This window comes from Pseudomonas sp. KD5, assembly GCF_012932895.1.
Taxonomy (GTDB): Bacteria; Pseudomonadota; Gammaproteobacteria; order Pseudomonadales; family Pseudomonadaceae; genus Aquipseudomonas.
Window position 1 is genome coordinate 115732 of record NZ_JDWJ01000007.1, and the last position, 15851, is coordinate 131582.

At 61.3% G+C, this 15851-nt stretch carries 14 protein-coding genes; 3 read left to right on the plus strand and 11 right to left on the minus strand.

What is annotated here, in order from left to right:
- Nucleotides 1-63 precede the first annotated feature (63 nt).
- The 5 genes from AF70_RS16850 to AF70_RS16870 form a co-directional block, all read right to left on the minus strand.
- A complete protein-coding gene (locus tag AF70_RS16850) occupies nt 64-1089 on the minus strand; it encodes a putative 2-aminoethylphosphonate ABC transporter substrate-binding protein (protein WP_028939096.1) in 1026 nt (341 codons plus the stop codon).
- Between the two features lie 32 nt (nt 1090-1121).
- Nucleotides 1122-2846: a putative 2-aminoethylphosphonate ABC transporter permease subunit gene (locus AF70_RS16855; RefSeq protein ID WP_028939097.1), complete on the minus strand. Its 1725-nt coding sequence runs from the start codon at nt 2844-2846 to the stop codon at nt 1122-1124.
- Entirely contained in the window at nt 2846-3922 is a 1077-nt protein-coding gene (locus AF70_RS16860; RefSeq protein WP_028939098.1) for a putative 2-aminoethylphosphonate ABC transporter ATP-binding protein, read from the minus strand. Before AF70_RS16860 ends, AF70_RS16855 begins: the two co-directional genes overlap by 1 nt.
- Nucleotides 3923-4197: 275 nt before the next feature.
- Nucleotides 4198-5061, minus strand: coding sequence for a LysR family transcriptional regulator (locus AF70_RS16865; RefSeq protein ID WP_018928662.1), 864 nt, complete (start codon nt 5059-5061; stop codon nt 4198-4200).
- Between the two features lie 16 nt (nt 5062-5077).
- Nucleotides 5078-7372 (minus strand): heavy metal translocating P-type ATPase, encoded by a 2295-nt coding sequence (locus AF70_RS16870; protein WP_028939099.1) that lies wholly within the window; start codon nt 7370-7372, stop codon nt 5078-5080.
- A gap of 84 nt (nt 7373-7456) precedes the next feature.
- Here AF70_RS16870 and cadR point away from each other — a divergent pair, with 84 nt between their 5' ends.
- Nucleotides 7457-7906 (plus strand): Cd(II)/Pb(II)-responsive transcriptional regulator, encoded by a 450-nt coding sequence (gene cadR / locus AF70_RS16875; RefSeq protein WP_028939100.1) that lies wholly within the window; start codon nt 7457-7459, stop codon nt 7904-7906.
- A gap of 119 nt (nt 7907-8025) precedes the next feature.
- Here cadR and AF70_RS16880 read toward each other — a convergent pair whose 3' ends face one another.
- The 3 genes from AF70_RS16880 to AF70_RS16890 all read right to left on the minus strand — a co-directional run bounded on the left by AF70_RS16880 (nt 8026) and on the right by AF70_RS16890 (nt 10737).
- On the minus strand, nt 8026-8997 hold the full coding sequence (locus tag AF70_RS16880; protein ID WP_028939101.1) for a thymidylate synthase: 972 nt from the start codon (nt 8995-8997) through the stop codon (nt 8026-8028).
- A 64-nt stretch (nt 8998-9061) separates the two neighbouring features.
- Nucleotides 9062-9871 (minus strand): prolipoprotein diacylglyceryl transferase, encoded by an 810-nt coding sequence (lgt, locus tag AF70_RS16885; protein ID WP_019580577.1) that lies wholly within the window; start codon nt 9869-9871, stop codon nt 9062-9064.
- Between the two features lie 83 nt (nt 9872-9954).
- A complete protein-coding gene (locus AF70_RS16890; protein WP_019580576.1) occupies nt 9955-10737 on the minus strand; it encodes a sulfite exporter TauE/SafE family protein in 783 nt (260 codons plus the stop codon).
- A gap of 134 nt (nt 10738-10871) precedes the next feature.
- Between AF70_RS16890 and AF70_RS16895 the strand changes: the two genes are divergently transcribed.
- Nucleotides 10872-11618 (plus strand): NRDE family protein, encoded by a 747-nt coding sequence (locus AF70_RS16895; protein ID WP_019580575.1) that lies wholly within the window; start codon nt 10872-10874, stop codon nt 11616-11618.
- Between the two features lie 95 nt (nt 11619-11713).
- On the opposite strand, the gene ptsP is transcribed toward AF70_RS16895, so the two are convergent.
- Together ptsP and AF70_RS16905 are read right to left on the minus strand one after the other, a co-directional pair.
- Complete coding sequence (gene ptsP, locus AF70_RS16900) at nt 11714-13993, minus strand: phosphoenolpyruvate--protein phosphotransferase (RefSeq protein ID WP_018928656.1); 2280 nt, start codon at nt 13991-13993, stop codon at nt 11714-11716.
- 22 nt (nt 13994-14015) lie between these two features.
- Nucleotides 14016-14495 (minus strand): RNA pyrophosphohydrolase, encoded by a 480-nt coding sequence (locus tag AF70_RS16905; protein WP_007897732.1) that lies wholly within the window; start codon nt 14493-14495, stop codon nt 14016-14018.
- Nucleotides 14496-14638: 143 nt separating this feature from the next.
- On the opposite strand from AF70_RS16905, the gene AF70_RS16910 reads away from it, so the two are divergent.
- Nucleotides 14639-15295, plus strand: coding sequence for an HAD family phosphatase (locus AF70_RS16910; RefSeq protein ID WP_028939102.1), 657 nt, complete (start codon nt 14639-14641; stop codon nt 15293-15295).
- Between the two features lie 118 nt (nt 15296-15413).
- Here AF70_RS16910 and AF70_RS16915 read toward each other — a convergent pair whose 3' ends face one another.
- On the minus strand, nt 15414-15842 hold the full coding sequence (locus AF70_RS16915; RefSeq protein ID WP_019580573.1) for a DUF2269 domain-containing protein: 429 nt from the start codon (nt 15840-15842) through the stop codon (nt 15414-15416).
- Nucleotides 15843-15851: the final 9 nt, after the last annotated feature.

Sequence of the window (15851 nt, forward strand, 5' to 3'; positions counted from 1 at the left end):
AAAGAAGGGGCCTGCTGCGCAGTCCAGCGGGAGCAAGCTCCCTCGCCACAAGGTGTGAGTCAGTTACTTGGCAGCCACTTTCTCGGACTTGCCGTCATAGCGTTTGCGCCATTCGCTGAGGATCTCGTCGCGATTCTTCGAGGCCCAGGCAAAGTCGTTCTTGATCAGGCGCTGCTCATAGTCCGCCGGCAATTCGGTCTGTGGCTTGGCGATACCCGGTTGTGCGAGTACCGCGAAGTTCTCTTTATAAAGCTCCATCGCCGCCGGGCTTGCGGAGAAGTCGGCCAGTTTCTTCGCTGCTTCTTCATGCGCGGTGCCTTTGATCACGGCAGTCGCTTCGATCTCCCAGCCCAGGCCTTCTTTCGGCAGGATGATGTCCAGCGGCGCGCCTTGGCGCTTCAGTTGAACGGCCGGGTATTCGAAGGAAATACCAATCGGGAATTCACCGGCAGCGGCGAGTTTGCACGGCTTGGAACCGGAGTGAACGTATTGGCCGATGTTCTGGTGCAGGTCGTCCATGTACTGCCAGCCCTGCTTCTCGCCGAAGGTTTGCAGCCAGGCGCTGACGTCGAGGAAACCGGTGCCGGACGAGGCCGGGTTGGGCATGACGATCTTGCCTTTGTACTCAGGCTTCGTCAGGTCCTGCCAGCTGACCGGTTTGCTCAGCCCCTGCTTTTCGGCTTCGACAGTGTTGAAGCAAATGGTCGCCGCCCACACGTCCATGCCGACCCAGGCCGGTGGGTTGGCGGCATCACGGTAGTTACCGCCGATCTTGCCCAGGTCTTTCGGCGCGTAGCTTTGCAGCATACCTTGCTGATCGAGGATCGCCAGGCTCGACGCCGCCAGGCCCCACACCGCATCGGCTTGCGGGCGGGCTTTTTCGGCCAGCAGCTTGGCGGTGATGATGCCGGTGGAGTCACGCACCCACTTGATCTCGACGTCCGGGTTGGCCTTCTCGAAGGCCTCTTTGTAGGTCTTCAGTTGCTCGGCTTCGAGCGCGGTGTACACCGTCAACTCGGTTTTCGCAGCGAAGGCGTTCAGGCTGAAAACGGTGAGGACGGCAGCGGCCAGGGCCAAGGGCTTGAACATGGTGCAATTCCTGTGTGAGTTGAAGGTGTGAATCAAAGACCGGGCGCGGTCTGCCGCCAGGCCTGGGAGCGGCGCAATAAACCGCGCGAGGCCCAGGCCAGCAGCAGGGACACGCCCGCCGAGGTGAATAGAATCAGGGTCGACATCGCCGCCGCACCGCCGACGTTGCCGGCGTCGTCCATGTTCAGCACCGCCACCGCCGCGAGGATGGTGTCGGGGCTGTAGAGGAAGATTGCCGCCGAAACGGTGGTCATGGCCGAGACGAACAGGTAGCGCACGATGTCCAGCAACGCCGGCAGGCAGATCGGCACGGTGACTCGCAGGTAATGCCGATACAGCGGCGCCTTGAGCGACAGCGCGGCGGCTTCGAACTCGGCGTCGAGCTGGCGCAGCGCGGTGGTGGCGGTCATTTGCGCGGTGGTCAAATAGTGAGCAATGGTGCAAACCACCAGCAGCGTCATGCTGCCGTAGAGCACATGCAGCGGATTGCCGCTGAGGTTGAAGAAGAAGACGTAACCCAGGCCCAGCACCAGACCCGGCACCGCCATCGGTACGAAACTGAGCATGCGCAGTGTCAGATTCAGGCCGCGCTGGCCACGGGTTTTCTCCATCAGGTAGGCACCGGTGAAGATCAGCACGCTGCCGATCAACGCCGTGCACAGCGCCATCTTCACGCTGTTGCCGTAGGCCAGCCAGCCACCGCCCGCGGTGTCGTTGAACTGGTAATGGTTGAGCGACAGCGACAGGTTGTACGGCCAGAACTTCACCAGCGACGAGTACACCGCCATGCCGAACACCAGCAGCAACACCGCGCAGATCAGCAGCACGATGGCCAAATAACAACCGTCGCGCAGCCTCGACGGCATTGGCTGAAAGACTTGCGCCCGACCACTCATGGAATCGCCATGACGCCGACGCAGCCAGGCGTCGACACCAAAGCTGAACAGCGCCGGCAGCAGCAGAACCATGCCGATCAGTGCGCCGCGACCGAATTGTTGCTGGCCGACCACCGCTTTGTAGGCTTCCAGCGCCAACACCTGATAGTCGCCACCGACCACCACGGGCACACCGAAGTCGGTGATGGTCAGGGTGAACACCAGACAGAACGCCGCGAACACCGCCTGACGCGTCGCCGGCCAGGTGATGCTGCGGAAGGCTTTCGCCGGGCTCGCGCCCATGCTGGAAGCGGCATCGAATAGTCGCGCATCCGCCAGGGACAGCGCTGACAGCAAAATCATCAAGGCGTGTGGGAAGGTGTAGATGACCTCGCCGAGCACAATGCCCCAGAAACCGTAGATGTTGTCCGAGAACAGACCGCGCAACAGGCCCTGATTGCCGAACAGATAAACCAGCGCAATCCCCGGCAACATCGACGGCGCCATCAACGGCAGCAGCGACATGCTGCGCCAGATGCCTTTTCCGGGAATCAACGTGCGTTGCAGCGCGTAGGCAAACAGGTAGGCCAACGGTACGACAATCGCCGCCACGCTGAGGGAAACTTTCAGGCTGTTACCGAGCAACCAATGGAAATTCGCGCTGGTCAGCAATTCACCGGCAGCCACCAGACCACCGCCCTGCCCGGCCTGCGAACTGAACCCGCGCCAGAAGATCGCCAGCAACGGCATCAACACCGCCACGCCGAGCATCACCAACAACAGCAGCTTGCCGCCGACCACGAACAGCCGGTCGCCGATCTCGGCACGGGAGGTCTGCCGAACCTGCTTGTGCGGTATCGGCAGCGCGACGTTCGCGTTCATCAGGCAAACACCTGCAGGCTGCGCGGCGGCAAGGCGACCATGATCTGTTGCGCACCGAGACGCGGCATCGCTTCCGGCGCCAGTTCCGCCAGCAATGCATGACCTGGCAGTTGATCGAGCTCGAAGCTCATGCGGCAACGATTGCCGAGGAAAGTGATTTCGCGAACCTTGGCCGGGAACAGGTTTTCTTCATGCACCAGCGGGTTGACGTTGATCGCCTCGGGACGGCAGAACAAACGGCCCGACGCGGTTTTCGCACTGCCTTCGGCCAGGCGCATGTGCATCCCGCCGACCAGGGCATGACTGTCGCTGCTACGGCGGAACGGCAGCCAGTTGCCCTGACCGACGAACTCCGCCACAAACGGTGTGGCCGGGCGGTCGTAGATGTCCTGCGGTGTGGCGTACTGCTCGACCTTGCCGTTGTTCATCACGGCGATGCGATCGGCCATCAGCATGGCTTCGTCCTGATTGTGGGTGACCATCAGGGTGGTGATGCCGAGGTTGCGCTGCAATTGGCGCAACTCGGTGCACAGATGCTCGCGGACCCGGGCGTCGAGCGCCGACATCGGTTCATCCAGCAGCAACAAGGAAGGGGCCGGTGCCAGAGCCCGGGCCAGCGCTACGCGTTGCTGCTGACCGCCGGACAACTGGCCGGGGTATTTTTTCTCGCTGCCGGTGAGGCCGACCAGTTCCAGCATCTGACCGACGCGCTGGCGCACTTGATCGCGACCGCTGCCGGCGAGGCCGTAGGCGATGTTCGCTTCGACGGTGAGATTGGGGAACAACGCGTAGGACTGGAAGAGAATGCCGTAGTCCCGGGCCTGAGGCGCCAGGTGGGAAACGTCGCGATCGCCGAGGTACAACTCGCCGCTGTCCTGGCGCTCAAGGCCGGCGATGCAGCGCAGCAGGGTGGTCTTGCCGCAACCCGACGGCCCCAGCAGACACACCAGTTCACCGGCTGCCACGTCGAGGGAAACGTTATCCAGCGCGGTGAACGCACCGAAGCGTTTCTGCACGCCGCGCACTTTCATCGGCGCGCCGGGGTTGGTCAGGGCAGTTGCGATCGAGTGGTTCATGGACAGGCCTCATCAAGCAGATGAGGGTCATCCTAGGTTTGCAATGCGTCCGTCATGTGGCAACGAGGCAAAAACGGCCGATAGTGGTATTCGGGGATTTGGGTTGGAAAAAATCCACGATCTTATGCCGGATGAATTGTGGCGAGGGGGCTTGCCCCCGTTGGGTCGCGGAGCGCCCCCAAAACCTGCGATCGTGTTTCGCCAGACATACCGCATTCAATGATTTTACGACTGCTGCGCAGCCGAACGGGGGCAAGCTCCCTCGCCACAGGGATCTACGCGGGGGCCATTTCCTGCGCCAACCCCAGAAATGCCGCCGGCAGCCGGGCGCCTTTTCGTTCCTTGAGGCAGTACAGGTACTCAGGAATCTGCGGCGCATTCTCGAGGGTCAGCACCCGCAATTGCGGATCGTGCGGCACTTCTTGCCGGGCGATGATGCTGATGCCGATGTTGCGCAACACCGCTTCACGAATCGACTCGCGGCTGCCAATCTCCAGCAGCGGCCCGAAACTCACCCCGGCACTGGCCAGCAACTCTTCGGTCAAGCGCCGGGTGGTCGAGCCCGACTCGCGCATCAACAAGGTATGCCCCGCCAGCGCACTGAGCGGCACATGGTCATGCACCGCCAGCGGATGATTGCGATGCACCGCCAACACCAGTGGATCACTACCGAGTACCCGGCGGATCAGCCGCGCATCGTCGAGCAACTGCGAGGACGCGGCAACATCGACCCGGTAATCCTCCAGCGCTTCGAGCACCTGCTGAGAGTTGCCGATTTCCACCGACACCTCCACCTGCGGCAAGCGTTCGCGAAAGGTCTTCACCAGATCAAGGATGTAATACGGCGCCGTGGCAGCGATGCGCAACGTGCCCTGGACCTGACCGCTGTTACGCAGGAAGAACTCGATATCGGCTTCCTGCTGCAGCAGTGCCTTGACCATCGGCAACAGCCGCGCACCTTCGTCGCTGACGCTGAGGCGGCGGCCGCCACGGTAGAACAGCTCAACCGAATACTGGCTTTCCAGATGCCGGATCTGGGTCGTCACCGTCGGTTGGCTCAGGCCGAGCTTTTTCGCCGCCAGGGTAATGCTGCCCAGCCGGGCCACCATGTAAAACGCCTTCAGCTCGGCACTCAGCACACCCGTCCCTCATCGTCTATTTGCGCAACAGGCGCAAACCGTTGAACACCACCAACAGGCTCACGCCCATGTCGGCGAACACCGCCATCCACATGGTGGCGATCCCGGCGAAGGTTACCCCAAGAAAGATCGCTTTGATGACCAATGCCAGGGCAATGTTCTGTTTGAGGATATTGGAGGTCTGCCGCGACAGGCTGATGAAGGCCGGGATCTTGCGCAGATCATCGTCCATCAGGGCGACATCGGCGGTTTCGATGGCGGTGTCGGTCCCGGCGGCCGCCATGGCGAAACCGATCTCGGCCCGCGCCAGTGCAGGAGCGTCGTTGATGCCGTCGCCGACCATTCCCACGCGATAGCCCTGGGCATACAGCGTTTCGATGGCCTGCAGCTTCTCGCTCGGCAACAGATCGCCTTGCGCCTGATCGATGCCCACATGGGCGGCGATGACCTCAGCGGTGTGAACGTTGTCACCGGTCAGCATCAGGGTTTTGATGCCCAGTTCATGCAACTGCTGGATCGCTTCGCGACTGGTCGCTTTCACGGTGTCCGCGACGGCAAACAAGGCCAGCGGACCCGACTTGTCGAGCAACAGCACCACCGACTTGCCCTGTTTCTCCAGAGCAAACAGTTTTTCTTCCAGCGCTGGAGAACACAGGCCCAAGTCTTCCACCAGTCGATGGTTGCCCAGGTGATAGAGCTCACCATTGATCTCACCGCGTACTCCACGCCCCGCCAAGGCTTCGAAGTTATCCACAGTCAGCGGCGCGCGCTGGTTATCCACAACTGCCGCGTTGGCGATGGCCAGCGACACCGGGTGATCCGAGCGACCAGCCAGCGCCGCCGCAAGGGCCGGGGCTGTTTGATCGGCGGTCGGGTCGAGGGACAAATAGTCGGTCTGCACCGGTTTGCCATGCGTGAGGGTGCCGGTCTTGTCGAGGGCCAGGTAATCGAGTTTGTAGCCGTGCTCCAGGTAGACGCCGCCCTTGACCAGAATCCCTTTGCGCGCCGCTGCCGCGAGGCCGCTGACGATGGTCACCGGAGTGGAAATCACCAAGGCGCATGGGCAGGCGACCACCAGCAACACCAGCGCCCGATAGATCCAGTCGAACCACAGCGCGTCCATGAACAGCGGCGGGATCACCGCTACGGCGAGGGCCAGGATGAATACAGCCGGTGTGTAGATTTTCGAAAAGCTGTCGACAAAGCGCTGGGTCGGCGCCCGCGCGCCCTGGGCCTGTTCGACGGCGTGGATGATCCGCGCGAGGGTCGAGTGATCGGCCGCTGCGGTCACGGTGTATTCCAACGAGCCGGACTGGTTGATGGTGCCGGCAAATACCTTGTCGCCAATGGTTTTCTCGACCGGCAGGCTTTCGCCGGTAATCGGCGCCTGGTTGATGGTCGAACTGCCGGACAACACTTCGCCGTCCAGACCGATCCGCTCACCGGGACGCACCCGCACCCGTGCGCCCAGTTCGATGCTTTTCACCGGTTGTGCGACCCAACTGCCGTCGGCTTGCTGCACCGTGGCTTGCTCGGGCGCCATCTGCATCAGTCCGCCGATGGCGTTGCGCGCCCGGTCCAGGGACCTGGCTTCGATCAACTCGGCGACGGTGAACAGGAACATCACCATCGCCGCTTCCGGCCACTGGCCGATCAGGACCGCACCGGTCACCGCGATGCTCATCAGCGCATTAATGTTCAGATTGAGGTTTTTCAGGGCGATCCAGCCCTTTTTATAGGTACCCAGACCGCCACTGAGGATTGAGATCAGCGCAATCACCGCCACCACCCAAGTGGGCGCCGCGTTAGTGAAGTGGATCACTTCAGCCGCCAACGCACCAACGCCGGACAGCGCCAATGGCCACCAAGGTTTTTTCTCTGGCACAGGTATTGGCGCTTCGACGCCTTGTTCCAGCGGCTCGGCGTGCATGCCGAGGGATTTGATCGCGTCGATGATCGGCATGGTGCTTGGCAGGTCATGGGTCACGCCCAATACCCGATTGATCAGGTTGAACTCCAGTTGCTGCACACCCGCAAGCTTGCCGAGTTTGTTCTGGATCAGCGTCTGTTCGGTCGGGCAGTCCATGGCCTCGATGCGGAAGCTGCTCAGCCGCGCGCCGGCGGTCGGTGTCTCGCTCAACTTGATCAGCGATGGCGCCGCTTTGGAGGAACAGCAGGCATCGCCGTGGCCGCCATGATCATGGCTACCATGGGCATGCTGGGGCGCAGGCTGCAGCTTGTGGCTGTGATCGTGATCGTGATCGTGATCGTGATCAGCCTCAGGTTTGTGGATGTGAAGAGAATCGCTCATTGGTCGCGTCCATGAAGGTGCCTGTTGCCAAGTAAAGACCCTGTAGCCACTATAGGGTCAAGCACCCTTTTGGAGATCGACGCGATGAAAATAGGAGAACTGGCGAAACTCACCGACTGCGCCGTGGAAACCATCCGCTACTACGAGCGCGAAAACCTGCTGCCGGAACCGGCCCGCAGCGACGGCAATTACCGCGTCTACACCCAGGCCCACGCCGAACGCCTGACTTTCATCCGCAATTGCCGCACCCTCGACATGACCCTGGAGGAAATCCGCAGCCTGCTGGCCCTGCGCGACAGCCCGCAGGATCAATGCGAAAACGTCAACGCGTTGATCGACGAACATATCCAACATGTGAAAGCACGAATCGACGGTTTGCTGGCGTTGCAGACACAACTGCTCGACCTGCGCCAACGCTGCAGCGAAGGGCCGGATATCGATCAGTGCGGGATTTTGCAGCGGCTGGAGGTGAGTGGCGGGGTTGTCGCGACGGAGGTTGAACATTCCCATGTTGGCCGAAGCCACGGGCATTAGCAGCCCATGATCGTTCCCACGCTCTGCGTGGGAATGCAGCCATGGACGCTCCGCGTCCACTGTGACGCAGAGCGTCACGGGAGTCATTCCCACGCAGAGCGTGGGAATGATCAGGTGGGCTAGACCGCCATCGGCGCAGTCATCGGCGCGTGGTGCTCATAACCTTCGAGCGAGAAATCACTCGGTTCGATCAGCTCCAGCCACTCCGGCTGATACACACCGGTCTTGGCGAACTCCGGCACACGGTCGGAGATCTTCAGCTTCGGCATGGCGAACGGCTCGCGCTTGAGCTGTTCGTTGAGCATGTCCAGGTGGTTTTCGTAGACGTGGGCATCGCCGATGAAATAGGTGAACCAGCGCGGCGTGTAACCGGTCAGGCGACCGATCAGGCTCAGCAGCGCGGCGCCTTCGGTGAGGTTGAACGGCGTGCCCAGGCCCAGGTCGTTGGAGCGGATGTAGAGGGTCAGGGAGATTTCCCTGGTCTCGACATTCGGGTGGAACTGGTACAGCAAGTGGCACGGCGGCAGGGCCATCTCATCGAGCTGCGCAACGTTCCAGCCGTGGAACAGAATGCGACGGCTGCCCGGGTCCTTGATGATGGTGTCGACGCACTGGCGGATCTGGTCGATCGCCTTGTACAGCACCACATAAGCCTGGCCGTTTTCTTCGCCTTCGGCGATCTGCCGATAACCCTGGCTCAGGGTCTGCTCGATGGCGGCCTGGTTGCTGACCGGTATCTGCTTGTACGCCGGCCATTTGCGCCATTGCACGCCGTAGATCTCGCCGAGGTCGTCTTCGCCCTGACGGAACGGGTTGGCCAGCCACTGGGCGTTTTCGTTGGCGTTCTGATCCCAGACCTTACAACCCAGTGCACGGAATTCAGCGGCGTTGTTCACCCCGCGCAGAAAACCGCACATCTCGCCGATGGCCGACTTGAAGGCCATCTTGCGGGTGGTGATCGCCGGGAAACCTTCCTGCAAATCGAAGCGCAGCATCGCACCCGGAAAGCTGATGGTGTTCACGCCGGTGCGGTTGGCCTGTTTGGTGCCGTTCTTGATGACGTGGGCGACCAGATCGAGATATTGCTTCATGAATTACCTGTGTCCTTGAACCCGGAGCCGTCGCCCCGGGGTTCGAATTTTTTGCGCCTGCTTCTTATGCAGCTGCGGGGGCCGCCGGGGCGCGTCGATAAGCCAGCCAGATCAGGAATAGACCGCCGACGATCATCGGTACGCACAGCACCTGGCCCATAGTCAGCCAATTCCACGCCAGATAGCCCAGTTGCGCATCCGGAACGCGGACGAACTCGACGATGAAACGGAAAATGCCATAGAACAGCGCAAACATCCCGGATACCGCCATGGTCGGCCGTGGCTTGCGCGAGAACAGCCAGAGGATCAGGAACAGCGCCACACCTTCCAGCGCAAACTGGTACAACTGCGACGGGTGACGCGGCAACTGCGCCGGATCGCTGAACGGCGGGAAGATCATCGCCCACGGCACGTCGGTCGGCTTGCCCCACAACTCGGCGTTGATGAAGTTACCGATGCGCCCGGCACCCAGGCCGATCGGCACCATCGGCGCGACGAAGTCCATCAGCTGGAAGAACGACTTGTTGTTCTTTTTACCAAACCACAACGCTGCGAGCATCACACCGATGAAGCCACCGTGGAACGACATGCCGCCCTTCCACACCTCGAAGATCAACATCGGGTTGGCCAGGTAAGCGCTCAGATCATAAAACAGCACATAACCCAGGCGGCCGCCGACGATGACGCCCATCGACATCCAGAACACCATGTCGGAGAGTTTCTCCTTGGTCCAGGTCGGGTCGAAGCGGTTCAGCCGACGGGACGCCAGCAGCCACGCGCCGCCGATGCCGACCAGGTACATCAGGCCGTACCAGTGGATTTTCAGCGGACCGATGGCCAGGGCCACCGGGTCGATCTGCGGGTAAGGCAGCATTGCGACTCCTCGTTAGAGTTGAAACCTTCAAAATTCCCGGGCGACGCTGTCACGCCAGGATTAAGCCAGGATTGCGTTACGTGTCAGAGCAGGAAGTTCAAGCCGACGCAAAACAGCAAAGCGGCAAACAGTCTTTTCAGCAAGCGTGGCGACAGCCTGTGGGCCAGTCGCGCACCGAGGCGGGCGAAGACCATGCTGGTCAGGGCGATCCCCAGCAGCGCCGGCAAATAAACAAAACCGAGACTATGGGCCGGCAGCAGTGGATCGTGCCAGCCCAGAATCATGAAACTTAATGCACTTGCCAAGGCGATGGGCAGGCCACAGGCCGACGACGTGGCCACCGCTTGCTGCATCGGCACACTGCGCCAGGTCAGGAATGGCACGGTCAGCGAACCGCCGCCGATCCCGAAAATCGCCGAGGCCCAGCCAATTACACTGCCGGCCACGGTCAGGCCGACTTTACCAGGCACCGTTCGGCTGGCCTTGGGTTTGAAGTCCAAGGCGAGTTGAACAGCGATGATCAACGCGAATACGCCGATGATCTTCTGCAGATTCGGCCCGGAAATCGCTTCGGCGGTCAGCGCGCCGAAACCGGCACCGATCAGAATGCCGAGGGTCATCCAGGCAAAAATCGGCCAACGCACGGCGCCGCGGCGATGATGCTCGCGAACCGCATTGACCGACGTAAAAATGATCGTCGCCAGGGAAGTGCCGACTGCAAGATGCGTCAGGATCGACGCATCAAATCCCTGCAAGGTGAAGCTGAACACCAGCACCGGAACGATAATGATCCCGCCGCCTACCCCGAACAGCCCGGCCAGCACGCCCGCACAGGCGCCCAGCGCCAGATAGAGCAAAAATTCCATGGCCACATCCCCAAGCATCCCAAAACAGGAGCGGCATGGTAACGGATGCATGGCCTCGGGCTCCACTGCGGATGGCGATGGATCGATGAGCGATGTCTGCGTAGAGTGAGCAAAAAACACACAAGGACCACCTTATGTGCCTGATTGTCTTTGCCTGGCGGCCGGGTCATGCCCAGCCGCTGATCGTGGCGGCAAACCGCGACGAATTCTATGCCCGGCCCAGTCTGCCTTTGGCGCAATGGCCGCATGCCCCGCATGTCTACGCCGGGCGTGACCTCGAGGCCGGCGGTACGTGGCTCGGTGTCGGCGCCAATGGGCGCTTCGCCGCACTGACCAACATCCGCGATCCCCTTCAACCGCCGGCCGCCAAGTCGCGAGGCGAACTGGTGGCGCAGTTTCTCAACGGGGAAACACCCATTGAAGACTATTTAAGCGACGTTATCGGACGTTCGGCTGAATATGCCGGGTTCAATCTGCTGATCGGCAATGCCAACGAGCTCTGGCACTTCAACGCTCGGGAAACCGCGGCGGTCAGGCTCGAACCAGGGATTTATGGGTTATCGAACGCGGGGCTGAATACGCCGTGGCCAAAAGTGCTCAAGGCCAAGGCAGCGTTGAGCGAAGTGCTGGACGATCCACAACCACAGGCGTTATTGGCCTTGCTGAGCGATCCGCAGATCGCACCACTTGCCGAGCTGCCGGACACTGGCGTGGGGCAAGCCACCGAGACGTTGTTGTCGAGCGTGTTTATCAAGAGCCAGGCTTATGGGACGCGGGCGAGCACGGCGTTGATTGTTCAGGCGAATGGGATGCGGCATATGGTCGAGCGGAGTTTCGGGCCGTATGGGGGGCATTTGGGGGAGGTAGAGATCAGGATTTAGAGATGCGGTGTGTTTGCGGACGTCTTCGCGGGCAAGCCTCGCTCCTACAGGACGGTGTAGGAGCGAGGCTTGCCCGCGAAGAGGCCCTCAGCGTTTTAGAGGGTCTTGACCGAAGCCGGATTGATCATCCGCGCCAACCCAAGATTCTTCAGCGCCAGTTGCAGCGAACTGTGGATAACTTGCGGGTTGTCGATGGTCATCAGCTCCGCCAGCAGTTCCTTGGCCTTGCTCAGGTTGATCTGACGCAGCATCCACTTCACTTTCGGCAAGTTGGTGGCGTTCATCGACAAGCTGTCGAAGCCCATTGCCATCAACAGCACCGCCGCCGCCGGGTCACCGGCCATTTCGCCGCAGATACTCACCGGCTTGCCTTCGGCATGGGCATCACGCACCACGCTCTGCAAGGCTTGCAGCACCGCCGGGTGCAGGTAGTCGTAGAGGTCGGCCACCCGTGGGTTGTTTCGGTCCACGGCCAGCAGGTACTGGGTCAGGTCGTTGGAGCCAACCGACAGGAAGTCCACCTGCCGCGCCAGTTCCTTGGTCTGATACACCGCCGCCGGAATCTCGATCATCACGCCAACCGGCGGCATCGGCACGTCGGTGCCTTCGTCGCGGACTTCGCCCCAGGCCCGGTGGATCAGGTGCAAGGCTTCTTCCAGTTCATGGGTGCCGGAAATCATCGGCAGCAGAATACGCAGGTTGTTCAGGCCTTCGCTGGCCTTAAGCATGGCGCGGGTCTGCACCAGGAAGATTTCCGGGTGGTCGAGGGTCACGCGAATGCCGCGCCAGCCGAGGAACGGGTTGTCTTCCTTGATCGGGAAGTACGACAGCGCCTTGTCACCGCCAATGTCCAGGCTGCGCATGGTCACTGGTTGTGGATGGAACGCAGCGAGTTGCTCGCGATAGATCGCCAGTTGTTCCTTTTCGCTCGGGAAGCGCTGGTTGATCATGAACGGTACTTCGGTGCGGTACAGCCCCACACCCTCGGCACCGCGCTTCTGCGCCCGTGCCACGTCCGCCAGCAGGCCGGTATTGACCCACAACGGCATGCGGTGACCGTCGACCGTGACGCACGGCAAATCGCGCAATGCGTCCAGCCCGAGGGCCAGTTGTTTCTCTTCCTCGACCACGTCGGCGAACTGCTTGCGCAGCACGTCGCTCGGGTTGGTGTAGACCTCGCCGTGGTAGCCGTCGACGATCATCTGGATGCCGTCGACCTTGGAGTACGGCAGGTCGACCAGGCCCATCACCGTCGGAATACCCATGGCACGCGCCAGGATCGCCACGTGGGAGTTGCCCGAACCAAGTACCGACACCAGGCCCACCAGCTTGCCTTCCGGCACCTCGCCAAGCATTGCCGGCGTCAGTTCTTCGCTGACCAGAATGGTGTTGTCGGGGTAGACCAGCGTCTGCTGCCGCTCTTCCTGCAAGTAGGCGAGCAAGCGGCGGCCGAGGTCTTTGACGTCCGAGGCCCGCTCACGCAGGTAGGCGTCGTCCATCAGTTCGAAACGATTGACGTGATCGGTAACCACCTGACGCAACGCGCCCTGGGCCCACTGACCGGTCTTGATCACGGTGGTGACTTCGCTGCCGAGCGAGGCATCGTCGAGCATCATCAAGTAGACGTCGAACAGCGCCCGCTCTTCAGGTCGCAGCTGGGTTGCCAGCTTGGCGGACAAGGCACGCATGTCGGCACGCACACCTTCGATGGCCGTCTTGAACAGCCCAAGTTCTGCATCGATGTCGGTGATGGTCTTGTCCGGCACCACGTCCAGATCGGCCGGCGGCAGCATGACGACCGCGGTGCCGACCGCCGCGCCCGGCGAACCCGGTACGCCAACGAACTTTGCTTCCTGGATACCTTTGCCCTGACGGCCCAGGCCACGGATCGAACCGGTGGCCTCAGCGTGGGCGATAACGCCGGCGAGCTGCGCGCTCATGGTCACGAGGAAGGCTTCTTCACCCTCATCAAACTGGCGGCGTTCCTTTTGTTGAATGACCAACACGCCGACGACGCGGCGGTGGTGAATGATCGGCGCCCCGAGGAACGACGCGTAGCGCTCTTCACCGGTCTCGGCGAAGTAACGGTAGCGCGGGTGATCCGCGGCGTTTTCGAGGTTCAGGGGTTCTTCACGCGTGCCGACCAGGCCGACCAGACCTTCGTTGGGTGCCATGCTGACTTTACCGATCGAGCGCTTGTTCAAGCCCTCGGTGGCCATCAGCACGAAGCGGTTGGTCTCTGGATCAAGCAGGTAGACCGAGCAGACCTGGCTGCCCATGGCCTCTTTGACGCGCAACACAATAATCCCCAACGCCGCCTTGAGATCCTTGGCGGAGTTAACTTCCTGGACGATCTTGCGCAGCGTATTGAGCATGGCTCGGGGTCGAACTCCGTCGTCAGTCGCGCGCTAAAAGGCGCGGGGCAAGCTCTTTGAGAGCGCGTCGATACACCTCGCGCTTGAATGTCACCACCTGGCCCAACGGATACCAATAGCTGACCCAGCGCCAGCCATCGAATTCCGGTTTACCGGTCAAATCCATCCGCACCCGCTGCTCGTTGGAGATCAGGCGCAGGAGAAACCATTTCTGCTTCTGGCCGATGCACAGCGGTTGACTGTGCGTTCTGACCAGACGTTGCGGCAAACGATAACGCAACCAGCCCCGGGTGCAGGCGAGAATTTCAACATCTTCGCGCTCCAGGCCCACTTCTTCGTTCAACTCGCGGTACAAGGCGTCTTCCGGCGTCTCCTGGGGGTTGATCCCGCCCTGTGGAAACTGCCAGGCATCTTGATTGATTCGGCGAGCCCATAGCACCTGGCCAGCATCATTCGTCAGAATGATCCCGACATTGGGGCGGAAACCATCGGGGTCGATCACGGCAACAACCTCGCAAACGCATGTCGCCGCATTGTTCCACAAAGGTTGTGAAAGCAGCAACGAGCCGACCTACCTTATGTGCACTCTTGTGAAAAGTCCGTATTCTGGAGACCTTTCTACAGACTTTTCAGCGAGTAACTGCAATGCGGCTGGCTTTATTCGACTTGGACAACACGCTTCTGGGCGGCGACAGTGACCACGCCTGGGGCGATTATCTGTGCGAACGCGGTTTCCTCGACGCCGTCGCCTACAAGGCACGCAACGACGAGTTCTATCAGGACTACCTGGCCGGCAAGCTGGATCAGGCCGCCTACCTGAACTTCTGCCTGGAAGTCCTCGGCCGCACCGAAATGGCGACACTGGATCAATGGCACCTGGATTACATGCGCGACTGCATCGAACCGCTCGTGCTGCCCAAAGGCCTCGAACTGTTGGCCCAACACCGTGAGGCCGGCGACAAGCTGGTCATCATCACCGCCACCAATCGCTTTGTGACCGGGCCGATTGCCACGCGTTTGGGCGTCGAGACCCTGATCGCCACCGAATGCGAAATGATCGACGGACGGTACAGCGGGCGCAGCACCGATGTCCCGTGCTTCCGTGAAGGCAAGGTGACCCGGTTGACTCGTTGGCTGGAAGAGACCGGCCACAGCCTGGAAAACAGCTATTTCTACAGCGACTCGATGAACGACTTGGCATTGCTGGAGATAGTGACCAACCCGATTGCGGTCGATCCGGATCCGAACCTGCGGGCCGAAGCCGAGAAGCGGGGTTGGCCGGTGATCAGTCTGCGCGACTGATTAAGCCTGTAGCAGCTGCCGAGGTACGAGGCTGCGTTGCGGTCCGCAGGACCGCCCTTCGGGGCCGCTTCGCAGCCCATCGCAGCCTCGTACCTCGGCAGCTGCTACAGATTCCGCGCTATACCGGCTTGGCCCCCATCAACCCCGCAATGGCGATCAAGCAGACAAAACTGAACAGCGCCAACGCCAACGTAAACTTCCCATTCCCTGCCGCCGGTGCCTTGCGCAGCCGATTGAGCCGCACCACCAGCCAGAACCAGCCCAGCACTGCCACGGTGTACAACACGCTGGACGCCAGCAGCCAGGTCTGCCCCAACGGCCAGCCCACCAGATGCACCATCCACCAGCCGGTGAACGGCATGCTCAACAGCGCCAGGCCCATCAACAACCAGATGAACACCTGCGGTCGCTGCAAGGTACGCGCAGGCGCCGTCGCATCACCGTTACGACGAGTGCGCCAGACCCAGATTGCCAGCCCCAGTGCGCTGATCAACAGCAGCACCGTCGCCACGCCATGCGCGACTTTGAGGGCGGTTAACGTTTCCATTGTTCGATT